The sequence below is a fragment of the Occallatibacter sp. genome (genome assembly GCF_049510455.1).
Classification (GTDB): Bacteria; Acidobacteriota; Terriglobia; order Terriglobales; family Acidobacteriaceae; genus Telmatobacter.
Window position 1 is genome coordinate 1 of sequence record NZ_JBEKYX010000011.1, and the last position, 22,871, is coordinate 22,871.

General features: G+C 59.6%; 15 protein-coding genes. 8 read left to right on the forward strand and 7 right to left on the reverse strand.

Annotation, left to right across the window (positions count from 1 at the left end; translation table 11 throughout):
• Nucleotides 1-331: 331 nt before the first annotated feature.
• Together ABSG47_RS03475 and malQ are read right to left on the reverse strand one after the other, a co-directional pair.
• On the reverse strand, nucleotides 332-2,569 hold the full coding sequence (locus tag ABSG47_RS03475) for a hypothetical protein (RefSeq protein ID WP_424166428.1): 2,238 nt from the start codon (nucleotides 2,567-2,569) through the stop codon (nucleotides 332-334).
• 75 nt (nucleotides 2,570-2,644) lie between these two features.
• On the reverse strand, nucleotides 2,645-4,183 hold the full coding sequence (malQ, locus tag ABSG47_RS03480; protein ID WP_424166431.1) for a 4-alpha-glucanotransferase: 1,539 nt from the start codon (nucleotides 4,181-4,183) through the stop codon (nucleotides 2,645-2,647).
• A gap of 97 nt (nucleotides 4,184-4,280) precedes the next feature.
• Between malQ and ABSG47_RS03485 the strand changes: the two genes are divergently transcribed.
• Nucleotides 4,281-7,040 (forward strand): glycosyl hydrolase 2 galactose-binding domain-containing protein, encoded by a 2,760-nt coding sequence (locus ABSG47_RS03485; RefSeq protein WP_424166433.1) that lies wholly within the window; start codon nucleotides 4,281-4,283, stop codon nucleotides 7,038-7,040.
• 126 nt (nucleotides 7,041-7,166) lie between these two features.
• On the forward strand, nucleotides 7,167-8,249 hold the full coding sequence (locus ABSG47_RS03490; protein ID WP_424166435.1) for a dienelactone hydrolase family protein: 1,083 nt from the start codon (nucleotides 7,167-7,169) through the stop codon (nucleotides 8,247-8,249).
• Here ABSG47_RS03490 and ABSG47_RS03495 read toward each other — a convergent pair.
• Nucleotides 8,239-8,706, reverse strand: coding sequence for a hypothetical protein (locus ABSG47_RS03495; RefSeq protein WP_424166437.1), 468 nt, complete (start codon nucleotides 8,704-8,706; stop codon nucleotides 8,239-8,241). The two genes, ABSG47_RS03490 and ABSG47_RS03495, sit on opposite strands and share 11 nt — an antisense overlap.
• An 84-nt stretch (nucleotides 8,707-8,790) precedes the next feature.
• Here ABSG47_RS03495 and rplS point away from each other — a divergent pair, with 84 nt between their 5' ends.
• Nucleotides 8,791-9,168, forward strand: coding sequence for a 50S ribosomal protein L19 (gene rplS / locus ABSG47_RS03500; protein ID WP_424166439.1), 378 nt, complete (start codon nucleotides 8,791-8,793; stop codon nucleotides 9,166-9,168).
• An 85-nt stretch (nucleotides 9,169-9,253) separates the two neighbouring features.
• On the opposite strand, the gene ABSG47_RS03505 is transcribed toward rplS, so the two are convergent.
• Nucleotides 9,254-9,709, reverse strand: coding sequence for a hypothetical protein (locus ABSG47_RS03505; RefSeq protein WP_424166441.1), 456 nt, complete (start codon nucleotides 9,707-9,709; stop codon nucleotides 9,254-9,256).
• A gap of 162 nt (nucleotides 9,710-9,871) precedes the next feature.
• On the opposite strand from ABSG47_RS03505, the gene ABSG47_RS03510 reads away from it, so the two are divergent.
• Genes ABSG47_RS03510 through ABSG47_RS03520 form a run of 3 tightly spaced genes read left to right on the forward strand, consistent with a single transcriptional unit; the run spans nucleotide 9,872 to nucleotide 12,198 of the window.
• Entirely contained in the window at nucleotides 9,872-10,195 is a 324-nt protein-coding gene (locus ABSG47_RS03510) for an antibiotic biosynthesis monooxygenase family protein (protein ID WP_424166444.1), read from the forward strand.
• A 33-nt stretch (nucleotides 10,196-10,228) separates the two neighbouring features.
• Nucleotides 10,229-10,906: a ribonuclease HII gene (rnhB, locus tag ABSG47_RS03515; protein ID WP_424166446.1), complete on the forward strand. Its 678-nt coding sequence runs from the start codon at nucleotides 10,229-10,231 to the stop codon at nucleotides 10,904-10,906.
• Between the two features lie 8 nt (nucleotides 10,907-10,914).
• Nucleotides 10,915-12,198, forward strand: a complete 1,284-nt coding sequence (locus tag ABSG47_RS03520) for a carboxypeptidase-like regulatory domain-containing protein (protein WP_424166448.1) — start codon at nucleotides 10,915-10,917, stop codon at nucleotides 12,196-12,198.
• Nucleotides 12,199-12,279: 81 nt separating this feature from the next.
• Here the strand turns inward: ABSG47_RS03520 and ABSG47_RS03525 are convergent, their stop codons facing one another.
• A complete protein-coding gene (locus tag ABSG47_RS03525) occupies nucleotides 12,280-12,789 on the reverse strand; it encodes a hypothetical protein (protein ID WP_424166450.1) in 510 nt (169 codons plus the stop codon).
• Nucleotides 12,790-12,991: 202 nt separating this feature from the next.
• Here ABSG47_RS03525 and ABSG47_RS03530 point away from each other — a divergent pair, with 202 nt between their 5' ends.
• Entirely contained in the window at nucleotides 12,992-15,766 is a 2,775-nt protein-coding gene (locus ABSG47_RS03530) for a PIG-L family deacetylase (RefSeq protein WP_424166452.1), read from the forward strand.
• 269 nt (nucleotides 15,767-16,035) lie between these two features.
• Entirely contained in the window at nucleotides 16,036-17,901 is a 1,866-nt protein-coding gene (locus tag ABSG47_RS03535) for a hypothetical protein (protein WP_424166454.1), read from the forward strand.
• Nucleotides 17,902-17,966: 65 nt separating this feature from the next.
• Here the strand turns inward: ABSG47_RS03535 and ABSG47_RS03540 are convergent, their stop codons facing one another.
• Both ABSG47_RS03540 and ABSG47_RS03545 read right to left on the reverse strand, forming a co-directional pair.
• Nucleotides 17,967-19,370, reverse strand: coding sequence for an amidase (locus ABSG47_RS03540; protein WP_424166456.1), 1,404 nt, complete (start codon nucleotides 19,368-19,370; stop codon nucleotides 17,967-17,969).
• Entirely contained in the window at nucleotides 19,367-22,780 is a 3,414-nt protein-coding gene (locus ABSG47_RS03545) for a CRTAC1 family protein (RefSeq protein WP_424166459.1), read from the reverse strand. The genes ABSG47_RS03540 and ABSG47_RS03545 overlap by 4 nt, the downstream gene beginning before the upstream one ends.
• Nucleotides 22,781-22,871 lie beyond the last annotated feature (91 nt).

Here is a 22,871-nt window from a genome sequence, read left to right on the forward strand (position 1 = left end):
AAATTTCTGGGCTGCCTTGAAAGAGCTACGGCCCGAATCCTTTTTGGGATTCGGGCCGTAGCTCTTTCTTCTGCTGATTCTGAGTAAAGCATAAATGGGGTTAATTGCATGCAAAGTTTCTGGAGGAGGTGGGGTTACGAAAGGGTGGTGGACTTTGGTAATGACGAAGGACTAGGAACTAAACAACTAGAGCCCATCTCGTAGACCAGCTAAGGTAAACCTGCTAAGGATCGACGATGCACGCAGATTTCAGCCGCGCCGGATCATTCGTTGAATTTTAAAATCCGCTCACGCTCCTGCTGACTGTGGGAATCAGTTGCAAAACATCGCTCTAACGCATCCGCACTTCAGTTCTTCCCGTCGGTAACATGGTCAGCGCGTAGTCATCCTTCTGATTCGCCCAAAGCACTTCCAGCGGCCCATTCGCCGACACTTCCGGAAGCGCATCGCCCTCGCGGTATGGATACAGCAGCACTTTAAATCCCGGCTCCACAGAACGCACACTGTACCTCAGCCGGTTCCCCATTCCAAAGGAAGCCGTATCTCCCGATTCAGGAGTGCGCTTCACTTCGTATTTTTCAAATATCCAGCTTCCTCCGCTGCTCACGCCGATCATCCGCACCAGCAGCCTGCGGTTATCCTTTGCGTCCGCGCTGCCCAGCACAATCGAGTTTCCGTTCGTGCTCTTGACCTCCAGGTCGTCGGCCACCTGCATCAGCCAGTCATATTGATGGCTGCTCGCATCCTTCTTTATGTCATCGACAATCAGCACATAATCATGCGATCCATTTCTCCGCAGGGCAGCCGTGCGAAACGCCTTTTGCACCGGGTTATACACCGCTTGAAAGGGATACTGCGACGCCTGTTTGTCGTGCCAGGGCTCCGCTTTATTCGTGATCGTGGCATTTTCGTCGAATCTGCGAACGATCTCACCATTGGTATCCGGCTCCCAATGAAATGCCTTGACAGCCGGATCATTGAGGCGGTTCTGCGCCCGTGTAATCCAGTGGTATGGCTCCGAGGCATCGCCTGCCATCACGGTGAGGTTCGGGTCTTCGCGCCGCTCCACAGTGGCTCCTCCAATCGGGAAAAAGCCCTGGCCGCGTCCGTCAATCAGAATGCAGGAATTATCCTTGGTCTCCGCAACATGGAATCCGCGGTCGATCGCCCACTTTCTTCCCAGCGCCGAGAGCGTAAACTCCCCGGAGTTGGAGTGCGCGTGGGCAGCGGCATAGTTCGCCTCGGTGTTCATATCCAGATGCAGAACCATTCCGTCTCTGCCCCATTTATTTCGCGTGATTTGCAGGCCACGCTCTTGATCCCAATATGTAAGCGGAAGTTTCAGAGCCTCAATTCCACTCACCGCATCGGGATAGTTGGGGGGAATTGCCGCCTCATTCAAACCCCATTTTGTGTGTGGATTCGGGCCTTTGTAGGGCTTCCATCCAACCGGGTCTGAAGGGAAGGGCAGAATGAAAAGCCAGTCTCCGTAATTACCCAGTCCATCCGCGGTGGCTCCCACCCGGTTGCGCCAGACCATATCGACCACGAGATCTTTGGGCCAGAGCCACTTCAGGATTAGATAGTTGGTGATGCTGCCGCCCTGATCGTTCGGCGAGTCCTGATGCATGGAGAAGGCATCCCCATAAGGCTCCATGGCAGCCACCAGCCAATTCGGGAGCGCACGGTAGTGAGGTTCTGAAAAAAGATCGTCGCCATGTCTCGCGAAAGCTACCAGCGCCAGTCCGCCAAAGCCCATCCCGAAATTGAAGTAGTGCATCTCCTCGATGCCGCCGCCCGCCTGTGTAATCCCGTAATGCAGGTAGTCCTCCATCACCTGCCGGCATTGGGGATAAAGCGCGGCATCGTATCCCTGTTCTCCCTCAATCGCCAGCGCTGTGACCGCAAGGCTCGTTCCAGCACTCGTCCAGTTGGACATTCTCCAATCCGCTGGCATGTCGTCCCCAAAGATCTTCTTGCCCGAAGTTGACAAAGAAATTGCCTGCCTCACAACGCGCCGTTGCGCGTCGGTCATATAGACATAATCGAAGTCATACGCGAGAGCCAGGAAAATGTCGGGATTTCCCTTCACCCAGTCCCTGGGAATGGAAGCATACGCGGCAAGAGCCGCACCTGCCTGTTGGCCCCTGACCTGATCCTGCCGAAGCAGCGCTTCAAAACATTCCAGGCTGAGCACATAGCCAATCTTGTTCTGCCAGAATGGTTCCTTCACATACGTGGCCGCATTCAGGTCGCCCTTTACAAGTCCCTCATATTCGGCGGCGAGTGGTTGGCCCGTGCGGAGCACCTCCACATAATGGTCCACTCTGCCCAGCATGTACTTGCCCACCTCAGTCTGCTGAGTCACCTGCCGCAGGCGAGGCAGTTCATCGGGACCAAACAGCACTCTGGGGTGAACTCCCGGAGCTGGAATTCTTCCGAATCGTTCTGTCAGTGTCGGCCCCGGATCAGGAAGCAGGCGCTCCTGCGCGGATAAGCCGGTTTGCAAAAGGGAAATGACAAAGACCAGGAGAAGGAAAAAGCGAATCGTGGGGCTCGGCTTTCTCACGAAAGAATCCTCCGCGTCCATCCTTGCACCCCTATATACCCCATGTCACGCCCGCCCGCAGCGCCGGAATACCCGCTACTCAGCTTGCGCCGCATCACCTTTAGCCAGCGGATCATTCTGGCGATCCGTCACCTCGGCCAGCGCAGCCAGCCGCTCGGCAATCTCCGCCGTCCAGGCGCCCTGTGCCGCTCTCCAACCCCAATTGCCACCTGCCACAGCCGGCGTATTCATCCGCGCCTCATCCCCCAGCTCCAGCAAATCCTGCGCCGGCGCAATCGCAATCTCCGCCACACTCACCTCTATTGCGCGAATCAGCGGCCATACCGGCCTGTCCGCGACCGGCCCCACATACGCCTCCACCGCCGCGCGCTCCTGCTCCTTCGCCCTGTTCCACCAGCCCTGCGTCGTGTCGTTGTCATGCGTTCCCGTATAGGCTACGGTGCCGCGCGTATACCGGTGCGGCAGATGTGGATGCGCCCCTTTGCCGCCAAATCCGAACTGCATCACCTTCATGCCCGGCATGCCCGCCTCCAGCCGCAGCGCATCCACCGCCGGCGTAATCAGGCCCAGATCCTCCGCCACCAGTGGCAGCGGTCCCAGCGCCGCTTCCAGCGCGCTAAACAGCGCCATGCCCGGTCCCTTTACCCACTCTCCATGCACCGCCGTCTCTTCCGATGCCGGAATCGACCAGTACCCCTCAAACCCGCGAAAATGATCCAGCCGCACAATGTCATACAACTGGCAAGACCGCCGCACGCGATCCACCCACCAGCTATACCCCAGTTCCGCCAGCACATCCCACCGGTACAGCGGATTACCCCACCTCTGCCCCGTCGCCGAAAAATAATCCGGCGGAACTCCCGCCACATGCACCGGCCTCAGCTCCTCATCCAGCTCAAAGATCCCCGGATGCGTCCACACATCCGCCGAATCCATACTGACAAAAATGGCAATATCACCCAGCACGCGAATCGCGCTGCGCGCCGCGGCGTTTCGGAGCTGATTCCATTGAAGGGAGAACGCAAACTGCAGCGCCTGCTCCACCGCCAGCTCGCGCCCATGCCCGGCAACCAGTGCCTTCAGCGCCTCAGTCTCGCGCCGCCGCACCGACTCCGGCCAATGCGTCCACGCGCCGGTCCCATGCATATCGCGCAGCACCGCATACATGGCGAAATCGTTCAGCCAATGCGCCTCCGCCGCGCAAAACGCCGCAAAGGCCTGCCACTGCTCGGCCAGCTTCGGATCGCTGGGTCCGCGATCCAGAAAATTCCGCGCAGCCTCCCGCAACAGAGGCAGCTTCTCGTTCTCCACCGCGCCATAATCTACCAGCGCCCCGCCAGAAGCTTTCGCCACCCGCTCGCGCGCGATCCATTCCCAATCCGCCAATAGCTCCAGGCTGATCAGGTTCGGATTCCCCGCAAACGCACTCGTCCCCGCGTACGGAGAATTTCCATACCCCGTGGGACAAAGCGGCAGTACCTGCCACACATGCTGCTTTGCAGCCGCCAGAAACTCCACAAACTCATACGCAGCCGGCCCCAGGTCGCCAATCGGCCCCCGTGAAGGCAACGAAGCCACGTGCAGCAAAACTCCAGAGGAACGCGCGAAATCCATGTCCTCATTATGGAGGCTCAGACGACTACAATTGGTTGGTTTACGAAAACCATCTCAGCGTACATTCAAATTTCACACCGCAGTGAGGACTCTCTCCGTGCATGATCGTCTCATCGGCTTCCTTCGGGCTTTGGCAATGATCTCCTTCACCATCCCCGCCCTCAGCGCCGCCGCACAGGCTTACCCGCCTCCGCAGCTTGAAGTCGCCTCCGGCTGGCAGCTACAGGATTCCTCCAAAGTCACCGAAACCGGCGCGCAGATCTCCTCCGCCGGATACGCGCCAAAAGACTGGCACGCCGCCGTCGTTCCCGGAACCGTCCTCACCTCGCTCGCCGCCGATAAAACCTACCCTGAGCCGCTCTTCGGCGAAAACAACCGCCCTGAAGTCATCCCCGAGTCGCTCAATAAGACCCCGTACTGGTACCGCACCGTCGTTACCGTTCCATCCATATATGCAGGCCGCCGCATCTGGCTCAACTTCGACGGCATCAACTACTCCTCTGAAATCTGGGTCAACGGCCAGCAGGTCGGCACGACCAAAGGCGCCTTCATCCGCGGCAGATTCGACATCACCGCCGTAGTCAAGCCTAAAGAAAAAGCAGTCATAGCCGTACTGGTCGCACCCCAGCCCCACCCCGGCGTCCCGCACGAGCACACCCTCAAAGCCGGCATGGGCCTCAACGGCGGCATCACCGCCATCGACGGTCCAACGTTCCTCTCCACCATCGGCTGGGACTGGATCCCCGCCATCCGCGACCGCGACACCGGCATCTGGCGCAAAGTCTTTCTATCCGCATCCGGCGACGTCACCATCAAAGACCCGCTCGTCACCACCGATCTCCCGCTCCCCAAGACCGATTCATCCGACGTAGCTATTCAGGCCACGGTGGAAAACGTCACGGACGCCCCGCAAAAAGGCGTCCTCCAGGGCCAGATCGAAAACATCAAATTTGAGCAGCCGGTAGAAATCCCCGCCCACTCCACGCAAAAAGTCACCTTCGATCCCAAAACCACCCCCGCGCTCCACATCCAGAACCCGCGCCTCTGGTGGCCCAACGGATATGGCCCGCAGAACCTCTACAAGGTCCATCTGACTTTCCTCGACTCGCGGAAGCACGTCTCCGACGCGACAGACGTCACCTTCGGCGTCCGCAAAATCACCTATTCCGTCCCCGACTCCGAAAACCTCACCATCTCGGTCAACGGCGCGCGCGTCTTCATCCGCGGCGGCAACTGGGGCATCGACGAAGCCCTCAAGCGCATCCCGCGCGAGCGCCTCGAAGCCCAGATCCGCATGCACAAGATCGCCAACCTCAATCTCATCCGCAACTGGGTCGGCCAGTCCACTAACGAAGACTTCTACGAGCTCTGCGACAAGTACGGCATCCTGGTCTGGGACGAATTCTTCCAGCCCAACCCATCCGATGGCCCCAATCCCACCGACCTCGACACCTACATGGCCAATGTGCGCGACAAGATCCTGCGCTACCGCAACCATCCCTCCATCATGCTCTGGTGCGCGCGCAATGAAGGCTTCCCGCCCAAGGAGATCGACGACCGCCTCCGCGTCTTAATGGCGGAGCTCGAGCCCACGCGCCGCTATCAGCCCAGCTCGACCTCCGGCGGCGGCGTCCGCTCCAACGGCCCATACCACTGGCGCACTCCGCGCGAGTATTACAAGATCGGCGACGACTTCTTCAAAACAGAAACAGGCACCATGTCCGTCCCCACTCTCGAATCCGTTCACGGCATGCTGGACAAAAAAGATTGGGAGATGATCACCGACGCCTGGGCCGAGCATGACTTCGCCAACGGCGCAGTCCAAGGCGGTAAATATCCTGGCATCATCACCGCCCGTTACGGCAAAATCTCCAATCTCGCCGACTTCGTCCGCAAGGCCCAGCTCATGAACTACGAGGCCTACCGTTCCATGTACGAAGGCCGCAACGCCCAGCTCTTCCACCCAACCACGGCCATCATCACCTGGATGAGCCACCCAGCGCAGCCCAGCTTCGTCTGGCAGCTCTACCACTACGACTACGAGCCCAACTCCTCGCTCTTCGCCGTGCAGAGCGCCGCCGAGCCGCAGCACATCCAGCTCAATGAATCCGATGGCCCCAGCTCCAACTTCGTGCAGGTCATCAACAACCTTCCCGATGCACTCACCAAAGCCACAGCGCACGCCACCGTCTACAACCTCGACGGCCGCGTAGCCTGGGAACGCGACTGGCCCGTCGAAGCTCCCGCCGCCACAGCCACAACACTCGGCCAGCTTGAGCTATCCAGCGCCATCTCCAACGTCAACTTCATCAAGCTCGATCTCAAGGACTCGACCGGCAAGCTCATCTCTACCAACTTCTACTGGCGCAGCAGCCGCACACCCGACGTTGTCGAAGCCAAGCCAGCCACAGCCCAAAACGACGACCTGACCGACCTGAACAAGCTCCCTGCGGTCACGCTGGAACCAACCATCTCGCGCCACGACGAGACGGATAAGGAGGGAGTTGGCACGGCGCACTTCACCGTCACGCTCAACAATCCAACCAAATCTATCGCACTCATGGCGCACGTCCAGCTCCGCCGCAACTCAGGATCCGATTTTGGCGCCCGCGTCCTGCCCGTCTTCTACTCCACCAATTACGTCTCGCTCCCGCCCGGCGAGAGCCGCACGATCGAGATCGAAGCCGACCTCAAAGACCTCCACGGTGAAGACGCACTCATCGTCCTCGACGGCTGGAACACCTCAGTCTCAAAAGCCTCGGCCAAAGGCGTCTCCATCGCACCCAACTTCAGCGCCGATCCAGCCAACTCACCCATCACCGGCCTTCCCTTCCAGACCGAAGGCCTCCGCCAGTAGCCCAGCACAGCTTCCGTGCCCCCACCCTTGCGACTTTGTTCTGTCGCAAGGGTGGGTCTCCCCCCTCCAACAGGTAACATCCTGAGCGACCGGGGTCACCGGGCACGCTGTATAGAATGATCTGCCATGCCGATCCGCGAAGAAAAGAACATCACCCGCCGCCAGTTCGTATCTCGATCCGCGCTTTTGACCGGCGGCATCTCCCTCGGACTGAACTCCGCTGCCGGCAGCCTGGCCGCCGAACCGGAAACCGCATTCTCCGCATATCAGCAGCGCCGGCGCGCCGATCTCTGGGGCCTCCTCGGCGAGCTGCCCTGGCAGCATGAGCCCGCACCGCCCAAACTTGTCAGCCGGGAAGAACACGACCAGTACACCCTCGAACGGCTGGTCCTCGACCTGAATGGGATGGAACCAGTACCCGCTCTCCTCTTGATCCCCCGTAAGCTCAAACGCCCCGCTCCCGGTCTCCTCTTCATTCACTGGCACGCAGGAATGTACGACCTCGGCAAGGAGCAACTGCTCAAAGGAACCAGCGTTCAGCCCGCCTATGCTCCTGTGCTGGCGGAAATGGGAGTTGTCACCCTGGCCATCGACAGTTGGTGTTTCGGTGAGCGCCAGCACGACACCAACGGCCATCGCGGAGAGGAAGACGCCTTCAAGCTCGCGCTCTGGCGCGGCCAGGTGCTCTGGGGCATGATGCTTTTCGACGAGTTCCGCGCCCTATCTTACCTCGCAAGCCGGCCGGAAGTGGATCCGCAAAGGCTGGGCGCGACCGGCATGTCGATGGGCGCAACCAAAACCTGGTGGCTCGCCGCACTCGATCCTCGCGTCAAAATGGCCATCGATATCTGTTGCCTCACCGATTACGATTCGCTGATCGCCGCGCACAATCTTAGCGGCCACAGCATCTCTTATTTTGTCCCATCGCTGCTCAAGCAATTCGATACCGCTGCCATCAACGAGCTGATCGTTCCTCGGCCTCACCTCAGCGTCAATGGCCGCAAGGACCCACTGACGCCGCCCGCCGGGGTCGAGAAGGTTCGCGATCATCTATTGCCGCTTTACCGGCAGTATGGCCGCGAGCAGGATTGCCGCATCGAGCTCTTCGATTGCGCCCACGAGGAAACCCCGGAGATGCGCAGCCTGGTCACCGGCTGGATGCGGAGATACCTGTCACAGGCTGACTCGGCAGATCGCCCTAAAACGTAAAAACCGGCGCCGGCTGCTTTTCCCCAACCTGTCCCACGGCAATCTCCGCCTGGTAGAAGTCCTCATCCGGCTTCTTGAAGCCCGAAAGCCGCCGCAGCATGGCAATCTGCCCGGTATGCGTCAGCGCATCGGCCACCGGTGCCTGGAACAGCCTCTCAACAGGAGCCTGCAGCGGCTCATCGCTAGCCAGCAACGCATCGAATGCCTCAAGCGCCGCAAAGAATCGCTGCTTTTCTTCCGCCCACGGCAGCGGTTCGGAGGTATGCCACTTCTCATCGCCGCGAGAGATGCTCAGCGCCCAGTCGAAGAGATCGCCCATGTGCGCCAGAATCTGTCCCGGCGTCCGTCCCGCGCCATCAAAGCTCGCAAACTCGTCCGGCGCGCCTGTCACAGCCCGCGCAGCGCGATACGCAAGCGTGGCCAGAGTATGCCGCAAAAACGCTCGTTTCTCGTCCATCCCGCCAATATACTCTGCGGTATAGGCACAAAGGCTCAATGTTTGTTAAACTAAAAGTTCTGAGTTCAAACGCAGGAAGAGTCTATGTCCATCCATCCAGTAATGCAGCGCCTGGCCGATAAGCTCAAGCGCACCGATCTGCCCAAGTTCGTTCCCGGCGACCAGATTCGCGTCCAGGTCAAGATTAAGGAAGGCGACAAGGAACGCCTCCAGGCCTTTGAAGGCCTCGTCATCGCCATCAACAACGGCCCCCAGGGCACCTTCACCGTCCGCAAGATGAGCTTTGGACAGGGCGTTGAGCGCATCTTCCCCTTCAACTCCAGGGTTGTTGACCGCGTGGAGAAGATCCGCAGCTACAAGGTCCGCCGCGCCAAGCTCTTTTACATCCGCGGACTCCGTGGCAAGGCAGCGCGTCTCAAGGAAGTCGATCGCGAAGTTGCCGCAAAGAGAGCCCAGGCTTAAGAAAGCCGAAACCTCTCAGCTTTTCGCTTCACCCAAAGAAAACCCCGGCCACAACGCCGGGGTTTTCTTTGCGCTTTTAAAAACGTTATTTGTGTTGATAGCGCTTCATCATGTGATCGACAATGTGGTTCGCCTTCTCGATGTGATCGAGCGCGCGATGCTTCAGGCCCTTGACCGAGCCATTGTCTTCCGCCTGGTCTACGTCATGCCATGCGGCATCCCCGGACTCACGTGCTTTTCTGAAGCGGTCCGAATAGGTTAACTTCGCATCCACCGGCATCTCATTGTGAAGATCCTTGTGGTCATCGATGGATGCGCCCTTGATCTGCTCGATGGCAGCATCGATCTCCCGGATGGCGCTATTGGCTTCGTCGTCCATGTGCTCATCCGGTGTTTGCTTATCAAGATACGAGCGCATCAGGCGAAGATCGCTCAGTGCATGTAGATATTGCGGGTGCTCCTGGGCATGAGCGGCGATTCCGCTGCCCAGGGACAGCGCAAAGAGCATTCCTGACATTATGATAATCTTGCTCAATTTCATCGTACGATTCCTCCATTGGGGTTGTAATTACCTCTAAGCGTGCAACTTACGTACAAAGCCGGCATCCTTGATGCCTGCCCTGTGCTCTTTAAACCGGATATGCGTCCGAAGACGCGGTGAAACAAGAGAATTTGTAGCGTGCATTCTCCATGGAGGACTTAGATGACATTCGCACCCACTCCGTTACCTCCGTATTACGCAGTGATCTTCACCTCGCTACGAACAGAAGGCGATAACGGCTACGGAGAGATGGCCGAGGCAATGATCCATCTCGCGGCTCAGCAGCCTGGCTTTCTCGGCATCGAATCTGCTCGCGAGGATCTTGGCATCACCGTCTCCTACTGGGAAAGCCTGGATGCCATCACCGCCTGGAAGCGTGACTCTGATCATCTCGCCGCTCAGCGCCAGGGCCGCGCCGGCTGGTATCAGAGCTACAAGGTGCGCATAAGCCGTGTCGAACGCGATTACTCCTTCGAGAAGGGATGATCCCGCCTTTCGGCCGCTCACTATACTGATTGCATGGCCCGACTCAACCGGCAAAATCCCGTCTGTGGCTGGAAGCATGAGAATGCAGCTCGCCGCGACGGTGCACTGCGCATCGCCGGGATCGATGAAGTCGGCCGTGGGCCCATGTTCGGGCCAGTCGTCGCCGCCGCGGTCATTCTGCCAAGAGGCTGCCGCTTGCAAGACCAGGGCTTGAACGACTCAAAGAAAGTCACCGAGAAAAAGCGCAACGAACTCGACGTCGAGATCCGCGCGCAGGCCGTCGCCTGGGCCATCGCCGCAGTCGATGTCGAGACCATCGACCGCATCAATATACGCCGGGCATCGTTGCTCGCCATGCACCGCGCTATTGAGCAACTTGCCCTCACGCCGGACTATCTGCTCATCGATGGCATCGACACCATCGCAACCATTGAATTTCCCTGCCGCCAGCAATCCGTGATCCAGGGCGATGCGACAAGCGTCTCCATTGCCGCGGCGAGCATTCTTGCCAAGGTCCATCGCGACCGCCTCATCGTCGAGCTCGACAGCCAATACCCCGGCTATGGTCTCGCGCAGCACAAGGGTTACAGTACCGCCGTTCATCTTGAAGCTCTCACGCGCCTTGGCCCCACGCCTCTGCACCGCAAGAACTGGAGCCCTGTAGCACAGACCCTGCTCTCATTTTCATCGGCCATCGATCTCAATCTGTAGAGAAGCCTATGCGCCATATTGCCGGAATCGTGCTTTTTGCCGTTGCGTACACTGCATCCGGCTCTTCTCAGCAGCAGCATGCCACAAAGTCCCAGCCTCCGCGAGGCGCAGTCACCGGAACGATCTATTGCGGAGATTCGAATGCCCCTGCAAGGCTTGCGCAGCTCTCGCTGTTGCCTGCAAACCGCCAGCAAGGCGACCAGGTTTTTATGGCGCAGAGCGACCTCGACGGACGTTTCGCCATAGGTAGGCTCCCCGAAGGAACGTATTATGTTTCCGTAAAATATGCGGGCTATCTCGATACTTTCCCTCTCGCCAAAAGCTCTGACCTGGCCGGTCTCAACGCAGACGAACGAAAACAATTCGAAGCGCAGGCTCTCACAGTTTCAATCTCCGCTCAACAAGCCTCCACCATTGCAGTGCACCTTGACCGCGCCGCCGTGTTAGAAGGCACCGTTTTGTATGACGATGGAAGCCCTGCCATCGGCCTGCATATGAATATCCGGCCCAAACCCAGGCCCGGTGCAGTGACAACAAAATCTAAAGCAGCGGATGATCTGTTCGGCCTGACAATCGTGCTCAACGATGCATTTGCGCGCGTCACCGATGATCATGGACACTTTCGCGCAGTAGGTCTTGCTCCAGGCGAATATCTCGTCAGCACCACACTCTCGACAGCATCCGGTACTGCACCGCCGGATAGTCCCGAAATAGAGCTTGTGAAGTCCACTCCCTCTGGCGGACTCGTGATGTATTACGGAGATACCGCACGAGCCAGCGAGGCTAAGACAATCAAGATCGCTGGCGGCGAATCCAACGCGGAAGCCGACATTACCATCCCGCTCAGCAAACTCCATAGCGTCCACGGCCGAGTCATCCTTAAGCGCACAGGTCAACCACCACCAACGGCAGCGTTGCGTCTTCTCTATGCTGATACACGCGAGTTCGCACGCATGGCCGTCGCTGTAAACGGGGAATTCGAACTGAACTACATTCCCGAAGGCTCATACATCCTGCAGGCTCAGGCATCGGCAGATCCCGCACCCGCCAATGAAGAAGATGGCAACGGCACCATCAGTGGCAGCTTTGGCGTCTTCATCGAGACCGGCGATTTCGACTTCGCACCCCACGTCAGCATAGATGAGTCCGCTTCCTCTGAAATTCCCATCGACGTACACGGAGAGCTAACCGGAATCGCACTCGAAGTACCCGATGCACCCGCAAAAAAATCAGGCGCGACCGCCTCATCTGTCTCAATCCCCACCGTCACAGTCGGACCGCCGCAGCAATAGCTTCACAGGCAGACGATCCAGGCGGCAACCTAAGCAGCACAATATGGGAATGTGTCATCGGCTCGCGCTCGCTGCCGATTTTCATGAAGCCGACGGCGTTTTTCGAGCGGCTTTCTTCGCAGCGGGCTTTGTTTCCGGACGGCGCGGGCGCTGCACGGCGGAGACGGACTTGATGACGATCCTGTGCTCGCCTCTGGCAGGAAACGGAACCCGCGCGCGAACCGTCGCCTCCCGCATCAGCTCCGCCACTGCGGGGTCGCGCAGCATCGCGGGCGAAGGCAGCACGACGTGCTTCGCCACGCTGCCGCTTCCTTTCAGAATTCTCTCCGGATCAGGAAGCCCTGCGGCCTGTAGAAAGAACAGACTCACCCATCTGGGATAGACAGCAATCGAGAAGATTCCATCGGAGGTCTTCTCCGATGGCGCAAAGCCTATGGCGAGAGCGTTGTAATTGTCGTACACAAGCTCGATGGAAGTGGGATAAAGCCGCCGCATCTCGCCCAGAATTGCCTCAGCCAGGGAGCCGATTTCCGGCGTGTATTTCGCCAGAAATAACGCGAGCTGCTCTTCCGGATTTGCCGCCTTTGCCATTCCGCTTCTCAGTCATACTTCCACAGATTCATGCCATTGTAGAGGAAAGCCACCTGATCGCCACAGCTGTTAAACATCAGCTCCCCTTAGACACCCACGCGATGGAGCGGCTGCGTGCCGCGCACCAGGTTGTAAACTGACCCCACGTATGTTGCCAGCGATGAGAGTGCAGCGTGCCTCGGCGCGCACCAGTATAGTCCATTTGAGCGCAGTAGCTTTCCTTTCAGCAGCCTTCATAGCAGTCGCGCAAGCCCAGGGTCCCGACCCTGCAGCCATCGCGCCGCATGAAGCCAGCGCAATCCCGCTTCCGCTCGCCGAAGACCGCGGCTCCGCAGCCCTCGAAGAATCTCTGCGCCGTCTCAACACAACAGCCAGCGTAATGATGATCGTCGCCCACCCCGACGACGAAGACGGTCCCCTACTCACCTACCTCAGCCGCGTCCAGGGCGTTCGCACCATCCTCTACACGCTCACCCGCGGAGAAGGCGGCCAGAACGCCATGGGCGCGGAAACCTACGACGCGCTTGGCCTCATCCGCACCAATGAGCTGCTCACCGCCGACAAGTATTACGGCGTCACGCAAATGTGGGGCACACAAGCCGACTTCGGCTTCTCCAAAACGCAGGAAGAATCCTTCGAACGCTGGAACCACAACCGCGTCCTCTATGACGCCGTCCTCGCCGTGCGCCGCATGAGGCCGCAGGTCATTGTCTCCACCTTCGTCGGAGCAGTCAGTGACGGCCACGGTCACCATCAAGTCTCCGGCGAAATCGCGCAGGAAGTCTTCAAAGCCGCAGCCGATCCCAAAGTCTTTCCCGAACAGCTTAAAGACGGCATCGAACCCTGGCAGCCGTTCGCTGTCTACGGAATGGTTCCCTTTGCGCCCATCACGGACAAGGGAATCTTTGACTACGCTACCGGCAAATGGGCTCCCGCGCGCTTCAAAAACTACGTCACCGGCGAAACCATCGACCATGCGCTCTCAGCCGATGTCACCATTCAGGTCGGCGACCGCGATCCTATCCTCGGTCGCAGCCCTGTGCAGATCGCCCGCGAAGGCTGGGGCATGCAGAAGTCGCAATATGGCGGCGCGAGCCCGGCACTTAGCGGCCCATCTACCACCAGCTATCACCTCTGGGCCGTCGCTCACGGATTTGAAGCGCCAGGGGAAACCCGAAGCAGCAACAACACGCTCTTTGAAAATGCCAAAGTGCGCATCCCCAGTAGCGCCTTCTACCTCGCCAGTCTCGGTGGCACAAATTCACCTCAGTGGCTCAATGCTGCTCTTCAATCCATCGGCAATGGTCTGAGCGCAATTGCGATGAATTCCGCTCCTCGTGCTAATGGTGAATTGGCCCGCCAAATCGCCGCCGCCTACAAGCCAACCCTCGATCTCCGCACCCACATCGCCTCTGCCACAGATCTCACACCCCAAGCTAAAGCCAGCCTCCTACTCGAACTCGACTACAAAATCGACGAGTTCCAATCCGCCCTCAAAGAACTGCTTGGTCTCAACCTCATCGCTTTCCGCACCAACGGCGGAGGAGGCGGCGGTGGCCGCGGCGCATCCGCGGATGAAACACCCGCCAGCGTCTCTCCCGGCGAAGACTTCCGCGTCCGTATTCACACCACGCAATCCGGAACCGCAGCAACGCTATCCAAAGCATGGCTGGAAAGCCACGCCGGCGATTCCTGGTCCACAGAAACCGACACAAAATCTCCATCAAACGACACGCTCTTCCGCGTAAAAGCCTCAGCCAACGCCGCGCCCACCGCGCCCTATTTCACACGCCCCACCACAGAGCAGCCGTACTACGACATTTCCAATCCCGCTTGGCGTGGCCGTTCCCTCGCGCCCTGGCCGCTTGAAGCCGAGGTGGAATACACCTTCGATGGCACGCCCATCCGCATCAGCGCCGTCGTTCAAACCCTTCAGCATGTCACCGGTGAAGGCGGCGTCTACGAGCCGCTCGTCGTCACGCCCGCCATCGGCGTCAGCATGACGCCCGAAGCCCGCATCGTTCCCCTCGACGGCGGCCCGCTGCCTGTCAAAGTCGTCGTACACACACAGGCCGCCGCAGTAGGCACCGTCTCGCTCAAGCTCCCCGCAGGCTGGCACTCCGAACCTACTGAAGCCAACTTCGCCCGCAAATCTGCCGGTGATACTGAGCCCATTCTCTTCTCCGTCACCACGGATGGCGCGCAGTCCGGCGCATATACAGTAGAAGCCGTAGTCCAATCCGGCGGGGCCACATATACCAGCGGCTGGAGGAGCATTGGATACCCCGGTCTTCGCCCCTACAACCTCTACAGAGCCGCCGAGCTCAAGACACGCAAGATCGACGTCAAGCTCGCACCCGGCCTCAAAATCGGCTACATCATGGGTGCGGGCGACCTCGTTCCTGAAGCCATCGAAGCCATGGGCGTCATGCCGCATATCCTCTCACCCTCTGAGCTGGCCACAGCCGATCTCTCCGCCTGGAACGTAATCGTCATCGGCATCCGCGCCTATCAGACTCGCCCTGAACTGGCCTCCAATCAAGCACGCCTCGATGCCTTCGTCCGCAACGGCGGCAACCTCATCGTGCAGTACCAGCGCGGCAACTTCCCCGCGCCGCTGCCGATCAGCATGGGCTCGCGGCCTGAAAATGTCGTCGACGAGAGCGCGCCTGTCAAGCTCCTCATGCCGCAGGACCAACTCCTCCGCTCGCCAAACATCATCACCACAGCCGATTTCGATGGCTGGGTTGAGGAGCGCGGCCATTCCTTCCTCGACACCTGGGATCCTGGCTACACCGCACTCACCGAAACCGCCGATGCCGGCCAGGACCCGCAGCGTGGCGGCCTTATCGTCACCCATCCGGGCAAAGGCACATATATTTACGTTGCTTATGCGCTTTACCGGCAGCTTTCCGAACTTGTACCCGGCTCCTATCGTCTTTTCGCCAATCTCCTCAGCGCCGGAGCGGCAAGATAGTCGCTCCCGGCAATTTTCGGGTTAAGGCCGTGTAAATTTTTTATTACTAATCCATTACAACTATTAAATCCCTGTAAATTCGTCATATTTTCATCTTTCCCTGCCACTCTTGAACCTGAAACAACCGGAAAGCGACGGGATCTCTCGTCGCACATGCATTCTTTGCGTTCGCGATGGAAGCGCATAGCGGGCATCGGGGGAAGTACAAAAATGCCCGGCATAAGCAGTGTGTGAAAAGCAACAAGCCGTATTTAATAAAGAGAGGCACAATGAACTGGAAACTGAAATCGGTTGCCGCGATCGCACTGGCAGCCAGCGCAATTGGCAGCTTTGCCTATGCGACTGACCCAACTCCTGTGAGTGATGCTACTCCGCCCAAAAAGCACAAGGCGGCAGCAGCCAAGAAGGCTGACGCTCCTTGCTGCGCAGCCACCGAAGATCAGATTAAACAGCTTCGTCAGGATCTGCAGAGCCAGATCGACGGCCTGAAGTCCGATCTAGCCGCGAAGGACGCCGCACTGCGCGATGCGCAGCAGAAGGCAGCCGACGCCCAGGCCTCTGCCGACAAGGCGAATGCGGCTGCAGCCGGCGTGGCCGACAATGCCGCAGCCGTCAGCGCGCTGCAGGGCACAGTCAATGACCTGAAGGCCAACCAAGTGTCGCTTGCCACCACGGTTTCCGATGAAACCACCAAGATCAAGCAGTCGATTGAGAGCCCGAATGTCCTTCATTACAAGGGCATCGCGATCACTCCCGGCGGCTTCACCGCGGCTGAGACCGTGTGGCGTCCGCACTCCACTGGATCCGACATTCCCACACCGTTCACCTCCATTCCCTTCCCGCAGGCTGAGGCATACCACCTGAGCGAGTTCTACGGCACAGGCCGCCAGTCGCGCGTCTCGCTGCTCGCTGAGGGCAAGGTCGACTGGGGCACGATCCGGGGCTACTTCGAGGGTGATTGGCTCGGCACTGGCGTAACCTCGAACAACAACCAGTCCAACAGCTATGTCTTCCGCCAGCGCGTCATCTGGGGCCAGGCTATTACCAATAGCGGCTGGGGCTTTGCCGGCGGACAGATGTGGTCTCTGGCTACCGAAGACGCCAAGGGGCTTTCGAATCTTTCCAGCGACATCAAGACGCCGCAGACCATCGACCCGAACTATAACGCCGGCTTCGTCTGGACCCGCCAGTACGGCTTCCGCGTCACCAAGTCCTTCGGCGACAAGCTCGCCATTGGCATCGCAGCGGAAAACCCGCAGGTTCTCTCGCCTGGCGGCACCATCACCCTCAACCCGGGCGTGAGCTATATCTGGGGCAATCCCGGCACCAGCAGCGGCGCCTATAACGGCGCCATCAGCAGTGAAGCCTGCACGTCCACCAGCACCACCACACCGGTCAGCGTCACTTGCATTCCGGGCTACCTGACCACCTACGCCATCAATCCGGTTCCCGATTTCATCGCAAAGATCGCTATCGATCCCGGCTACGGCCACTATGAAATCATCGGCATCACTCGCGCCTTCCGCGATCGCATCTATGAGGGTACGAGCGGCACTCCCTGGAACGATACCCAGTGGGGCGGCGGCATCGGCGGCAGCGCGCGCATGCCCATCACCCACATGCTCGACTTCGGCGTGAAGGCTCTCTACGGCCACGGCACCGGCCGTTACGGCGACTCAACCGTTGCCGACGTCACCGTCGGACCGGATGGCCGCTTCAAGCCTCTCGAAAGCCTCTCGGCACTCGGCACGCTCGAATTTCATGCCACACCACGCCTGGACATCTACGCCAATTACGGTGTCGACTATATCGGCAAGTGGCTCTATGAGAACTCGGCCGGCAAGGCGGGCGGTTACGGCATTGGTGAAAGCAACTCCGGTTGCGGCACTGAGAACCTCACCCCCACCGCGCCAACCATCCCCTCCAGCGGCAGCTCCTGCACCGGCGTCAACCGCGACGTTCAGGAAGGTACCCTGGGCTACTGGTATGACATCTACAAGGGATCCCACGGCCGTCTGCGTCAGGGCATCCAGTACAGCTACGCCAGCCGCGTAATCTGGGCCAACCTGTCCGGATACGCTCCCAAGGGCATCGAGAACATGTTCTGGACCTCCTTCCGCTACTACCTGCCGTAGTCAACAGGCAGAGCTAACAACGAAGGGCAGCTCGCAAGAGCTGCCCTTCTTCTTTTGTGCTGAAGCTAAGCAAGCGGAGGCGGGCGGAATCCAAATTCACGATCTACAATCTTCGCAATACCCAACACAATCTCGTCTTCGAAAGGCCGCGCCGCAATCTGCACGCCGATAGGCAATTCCTCGGGCGACCGACCGACAGGAACGACCGCCGCCGGGCACGCCAGCACATTGAACCATTGCGTGTAGCGCACCGCATCCAGATACGCCACAGTCTTTCCTTCGACGTTCCATGAGCGCTCGCCATGCCTCCACGCAGGCACGCTCGCCACCGGACACAGCAAAACCGGATACTCTTGCATGGCCTCCAGCGTCTTTGCGCGCAGCATATCCAGCTCCGCCCACGCATTCAACAGTTCAGCAGCCGTCAGCGGACCTGCAGCTCCCGCAATGCCGAGAAACTCCGTAAAGATCGGGCTTAGCCGCTCGCGCTTCCCGCGAATCGCAGACTCATAAAACATTGCCCCGCACTGCACAAAAAAGATGTTCCATAGCTTCCGCAACTGCTCCAGCGTATGTGGCCGGAACGGCTCCACGCGAAAGCCCGCATCCCGCAACGCCTGAGCCGCGGCCTGCACCGCCGCGCGCGTCTCCGCCGTCACAGGCACAATGCCATCGTCCTCAAAAAAACCAATCCTGCATGCCCGAAGCTCGTCGAGCGAGTGCGCACGCAAAGCCACAGGCGGACTCGCCGGATCGCTCGCATCCTGCCCACTCAACACACGAAACAGCAGCTCCACATCTTCCATCGCGCGCGCCATCGGCCCAATCGCACCCAGCGTCGAGAACGGTCCCACGCATGGCGGCAGATGCCCGCGCCCCGGCACGCGTCCCGGCGTGGGCTTCAGCGAGCCGATACCGGTAAAGTGCGCCGGCACTCGAACGGAACCTCCGCTGTCGCTTCCCAACCCCGCCGCCGAAAGCCCCGCGGCAATCGCCGCCGACTCGCCGCCGCTCGACCCTCCAGGCGTCCGCTCCAGATCCCACGGATTCGACGTGCGCCCATGCAGCAGGTTCGCAGTCTCATAGGCCATCAGAAACTCCGGGCAATTCGTCGTGCCCAGAATCAGCGCCCCCGCCGCGCGCAGCCGAGCCACGGCCTCCGCATCCTCGCGCGGAATGTCGCCCTTGTTCAGCAAGCTCCCGATCTCGCAGCGAAACCCGGCCGTCGCAATCGACGATTTCACGGTCACCGGCAGTCCATGCAGCGGCCCGCGCGGCTCCGGCATGGCATCAAAAGCTCTGGCCTGCACACGCACTCGCTCCGCATCAAAATCCGCAAAGGCGTTCAGGCATGGATTCAACCGCTCAATCCGTGCAATATGCGCCTCTGCCAGTTCCGAAACGCTTATTGCGCCGGAGCGCAACGACTCCAACTGCCGCATTGCAGACTGCAACGCGATTTCATTCACGGCTTCACCGCTCCCGCGCTCGTCGCGCCATCTTCCTTCGGGGTTGACGGCAGCTCACGGTAATCAAAGCGGTACGACCGCACCGGCTCACCCGAATCGAAGCGTGTATTCCAGTCCAGCTGATACTTCAACGCATTCGCATCGTCCGGGAATTTCTCCTGCGCACCGTACGGATACGCGCTCATGTTATGGAACGGCAGCGGAGCCACGGTAAACGGCGCAGCATCCCACCAGTCCATGTCCTTCACAAAACCATTCGCGTAGAAGAAGTAATCCCGCTTCCAATGCGCCGGCAACGCAGGCAGCTTTGCCGCGTCAAAGTCCGCCGCAATCTCCTCACCGCTGCCAAAGATCGCATAGCGGTCGTCGATTCCCTTGATCAGCTCCGTCACATCGCCCATCCGCGTATAGTTTCCGCGCTGGTGCTGGAACGGCCCCGTCAAACTCACGCGGTTGTAGTCGTAATCGAGATCGCCAGAACTGGCTCCCTCAATCTGCTTCGGGTAGCCGCGGAAATGCAGCGTGGCCGCGGCCAGCGGTACTTCCTGCGCGCGAGCCTCGGCATCGCCGCTCCGATCAATCAGCACGTTGTCCCAGAAAATCTCCAGGTTGGTCATCAACCGGATGCGCCGCACTCCCGCTGGAATCCTGCCGGTCAGATCGACGACAATCGTCCGCTCCATCCCTGCCGGAAATCCCGCCTCCTCTGTCACGCGCCGCCACTCACCATTCGGCATCTCGGCCTCCACGTACGGCGCAATCGGCTTGATCCCCGCCTGCCACGCCGCATACAGAGAAGTCGCACTGAAGTAGTTCACATACCCCGTCATCAACAACCGCAGCGGGGACTGCGCATCCAGCGAACCCAGATCGAGCGTCAATGCATGCAGATTCGCAAAACCGTCATAGGGCGTTGGAGTAAACCCACTCGCAAACTTGTGATCGCGGCTCTTCAGCGCATCCATCGCATCGCGACCCTCACCATCCCACGCGCCAACCGGCAAACGCGCACCCTTAGAGGCCACCACGCGCCCCGACGCAAAAGGCGGATCGTCCAGAAACTTTTCGTCCGGATTGACTTCCACATTCTCCGGATGATCCACCGCCACCAGCCTCAACTGGTCAACGTAATTTACCTCTTCCATCGGCTCAATAAACCGCAGGCTCAGCCTGCCATTCACCGGCTCCAGATTCGCGCCATTCACCTTGATCCACTCGCCCGGATTCGGCGTGTTGCGCCGCGACGGTGTGAACCAGTGCCCCACCACCGCCGCGCCAATCGCATCCGTCACTAATCTGTACTTGTGCCCATCCCACGCAAACAGCACCGGGCACGAGCTGCCACGCCTGTCCGCTTCCTTCAGCGCAATCACTGGCTTGTGCGGCAAATCAATCTCATCCTGCAGCACGCCCGTCGGCCACAAAATCCGCAGCAGGTCGATCCCCTCAGCCTGCCCCAACCCCACCAGCACCTGCGGAGGCCCCTGCGTCGCATAGCCACTCGCGCCCGCAACCTCGAACTTCTGCCATTGCCCGTCGGCAAAGACCTCTACCTTTGCGCCGAGCGCCGTCTTGTTATCCGCCAGGCCTGTCAAATCGATCCGCGCAAAGTGATTCTTCTGCGCGCCCACATTTTTGAGCAACACCGGCGCAGCGCCTTCCTGCGTGACAATCAAATCTGCCGCCCCATCGCCATACACGTCTGCGGCAATCAACCCACGAGGCGCGGTCAGCTTCACTGCATCCAAGCCCAGCGCCGCGCTCACATCCGCAAAGCTGCCGTCACCTTGATTGCGAAGCACTCGCACCTGCGGCCCCGCAGCCGTCTCCACAATCACCGCCAGATCGATCCACCCATCGTTATCAATGTCAATCGGCGTCAATCCCCACCCGCGTAGCGCGCCCTTTAGCGGTAGCTCCACGCGTTCAAACCGCTTGCCCTCCACATTCCGCCATAGCGTCACACCTGGCGCACCGTCGTGCGTTACTGCAATATCCATCCAGCCATCCTTGTTGAAGTCAAAGACAGCAATGCCTACGCTCGCAGGCAGCTTCGCATCGTAAAGCGTCTTCGCCGGATACTTCCCTTCGCGAGGATTCACATAGATCACCGGCGCGGTTCCATCGCCCGTCACCGCCAGGTCCACCGCGCGGTCGTTATTGAAGTCCGTCAGAATCGCCGCCGCAGTCTTCCCACTCCCGCCCAGCCCTGTCGGTTCCGTCCACTCCGTAAATGTCTTGTTGCCGTTATTGCGCCACAACACATTCGGCGTACCGCCCTCGGCCAGCGGAGCCCCTGTCAGCAGCAGATCCAGATCCCCATCATGGTCGTAATCGACAAAGGTGATTCCCGTTGGGCGGTTGCGCGCAGTCAATCCTGCTTCCGCCGTCACGTTCTGAAACTTCCCATGCCCCAGATTCCGAAACAGCAGCACGCCATCCTCCAGCGCCACCGCCAGATCGTTCAATCCGTCGCCGTCATAGTCACCAACAGCGCAGGCAATGGCGTTACCTGCAACCTGCAGACCTGATGCAGCTAAATCCAACTGCACAAAACTTCCACCTTCTGCACGATGCAGCACAGTCATGGCCTGCGGACCGGATTGCATGAGCACAATATCCATCTCGCCGGAACCGGTTGCGTCAATCATGCAAGCCCCACCCGTTGTAGCAGGACCAGCCTCATGGATAATCCTGGCCACAAACTTGACGGGGATCATGGCACGCGGTCGAGCTTCATGAAGTTCCACCGGCATCACTAACGAGAGCCGTCCCTGCTCCCCATAAGCCAGCCCTATCGCCGCTGAAATCTTCGCGCCCGTCAAATGCTGAAATCGCTTGAAGTGTCCCTTCGCCTCATCCGTCTTTCCTTCCCGCTGCAGCGCCCGCGCCAATCCAAACTCCGCCGAAGCATGCATCGGATCAATCTCCAGCGCCTTCTTCAGCACCGCAATTGCTTCGTCGTACTGCTTTAGTTCCTGGTAGCACGCGCCTGCAAAGTAGAAAGAATCCGCGTCGGTTGGATCTAACTTCGTCGCTTCCAGAAAGCTCTTCAGCGCATCTTCCATCTCGTTGCCCGCATGCTGCGCCAGCCCCAGGTTGTACCAGGCCGCCGCGCTCTTTGGGTCCACTTCAACCGCCTGCCGCAGAGCAGCCTTCGCCTCATCCAGCTTTTGCAGAGTCATCAGCGCAATGCCATCGTTGATCGCCGCCCGCGCCAGCTTCGGGTCCGCCCTGCGCGCCGCCTCAAAGCTCTCCACAGCCTTGGCACTCGCCTGCTGACTCATCAGCGCCACGCCGCGATTATTCAGCCGCACGGCTTCCTCATGCGCCACGCTTTGTATCTGGGCATGCCCCGCAGCAATCGCCGCCGACATCAGCACCCAAACCGCGCTCTTTCCTGCTCTCACCGCTCTTATATCCCTCTCGTAAAAACCCTACCAGTGTATGCGACTCGCAATGCCGCTGACCGCCGTCATCGCAGCACATCGACTCCATGCA

Excerpts from the sequence above, each read along its gene's own strand:
- ABSG47_RS03520 (WP_424166448.1), top strand. The coding sequence starts at position 10,915 with ATGCGCCATATTGCCGGAATCGTGCTTTTTGCCGTTGCGTACACTGCA.
- ABSG47_RS03490 (WP_424166435.1), top strand. The coding sequence starts at position 7,167 with ATGCCGATCCGCGAAGAAAAGAACATCACCCGCCGCCAGTTCGTATCT.
- malQ (WP_424166431.1), bottom strand. The coding sequence starts at position 4,183 with ATGGATTTCGCGCGTTCCTCTGGAGTTTTGCTGCACGTGGCTTCGTTG.
- ABSG47_RS03525 (WP_424166450.1), bottom strand. The coding sequence starts at position 12,789 with ATGGCAAAGGCGGCAAATCCGGAAGAGCAGCTCGCGTTATTTCTGGCG.
- ABSG47_RS03535 (WP_424166454.1), top strand. The coding sequence starts at position 16,036 with ATGAACTGGAAACTGAAATCGGTTGCCGCGATCGCACTGGCAGCCAGC.
- rnhB (WP_424166446.1), top strand. The coding sequence starts at position 10,229 with ATGGCCCGACTCAACCGGCAAAATCCCGTCTGTGGCTGGAAGCATGAG.
- ABSG47_RS03495 (WP_424166437.1), bottom strand. The coding sequence starts at position 8,706 with ATGGACGAGAAACGAGCGTTTTTGCGGCATACTCTGGCCACGCTTGCG.
- ABSG47_RS03505 (WP_424166441.1), bottom strand. The coding sequence starts at position 9,709 with ATGAAATTGAGCAAGATTATCATAATGTCAGGAATGCTCTTTGCGCTG.
- rplS (WP_424166439.1), top strand. The coding sequence starts at position 8,791 with ATGTCCATCCATCCAGTAATGCAGCGCCTGGCCGATAAGCTCAAGCGC.
- ABSG47_RS03510 (WP_424166444.1), top strand. The coding sequence starts at position 9,872 with ATGACATTCGCACCCACTCCGTTACCTCCGTATTACGCAGTGATCTTC.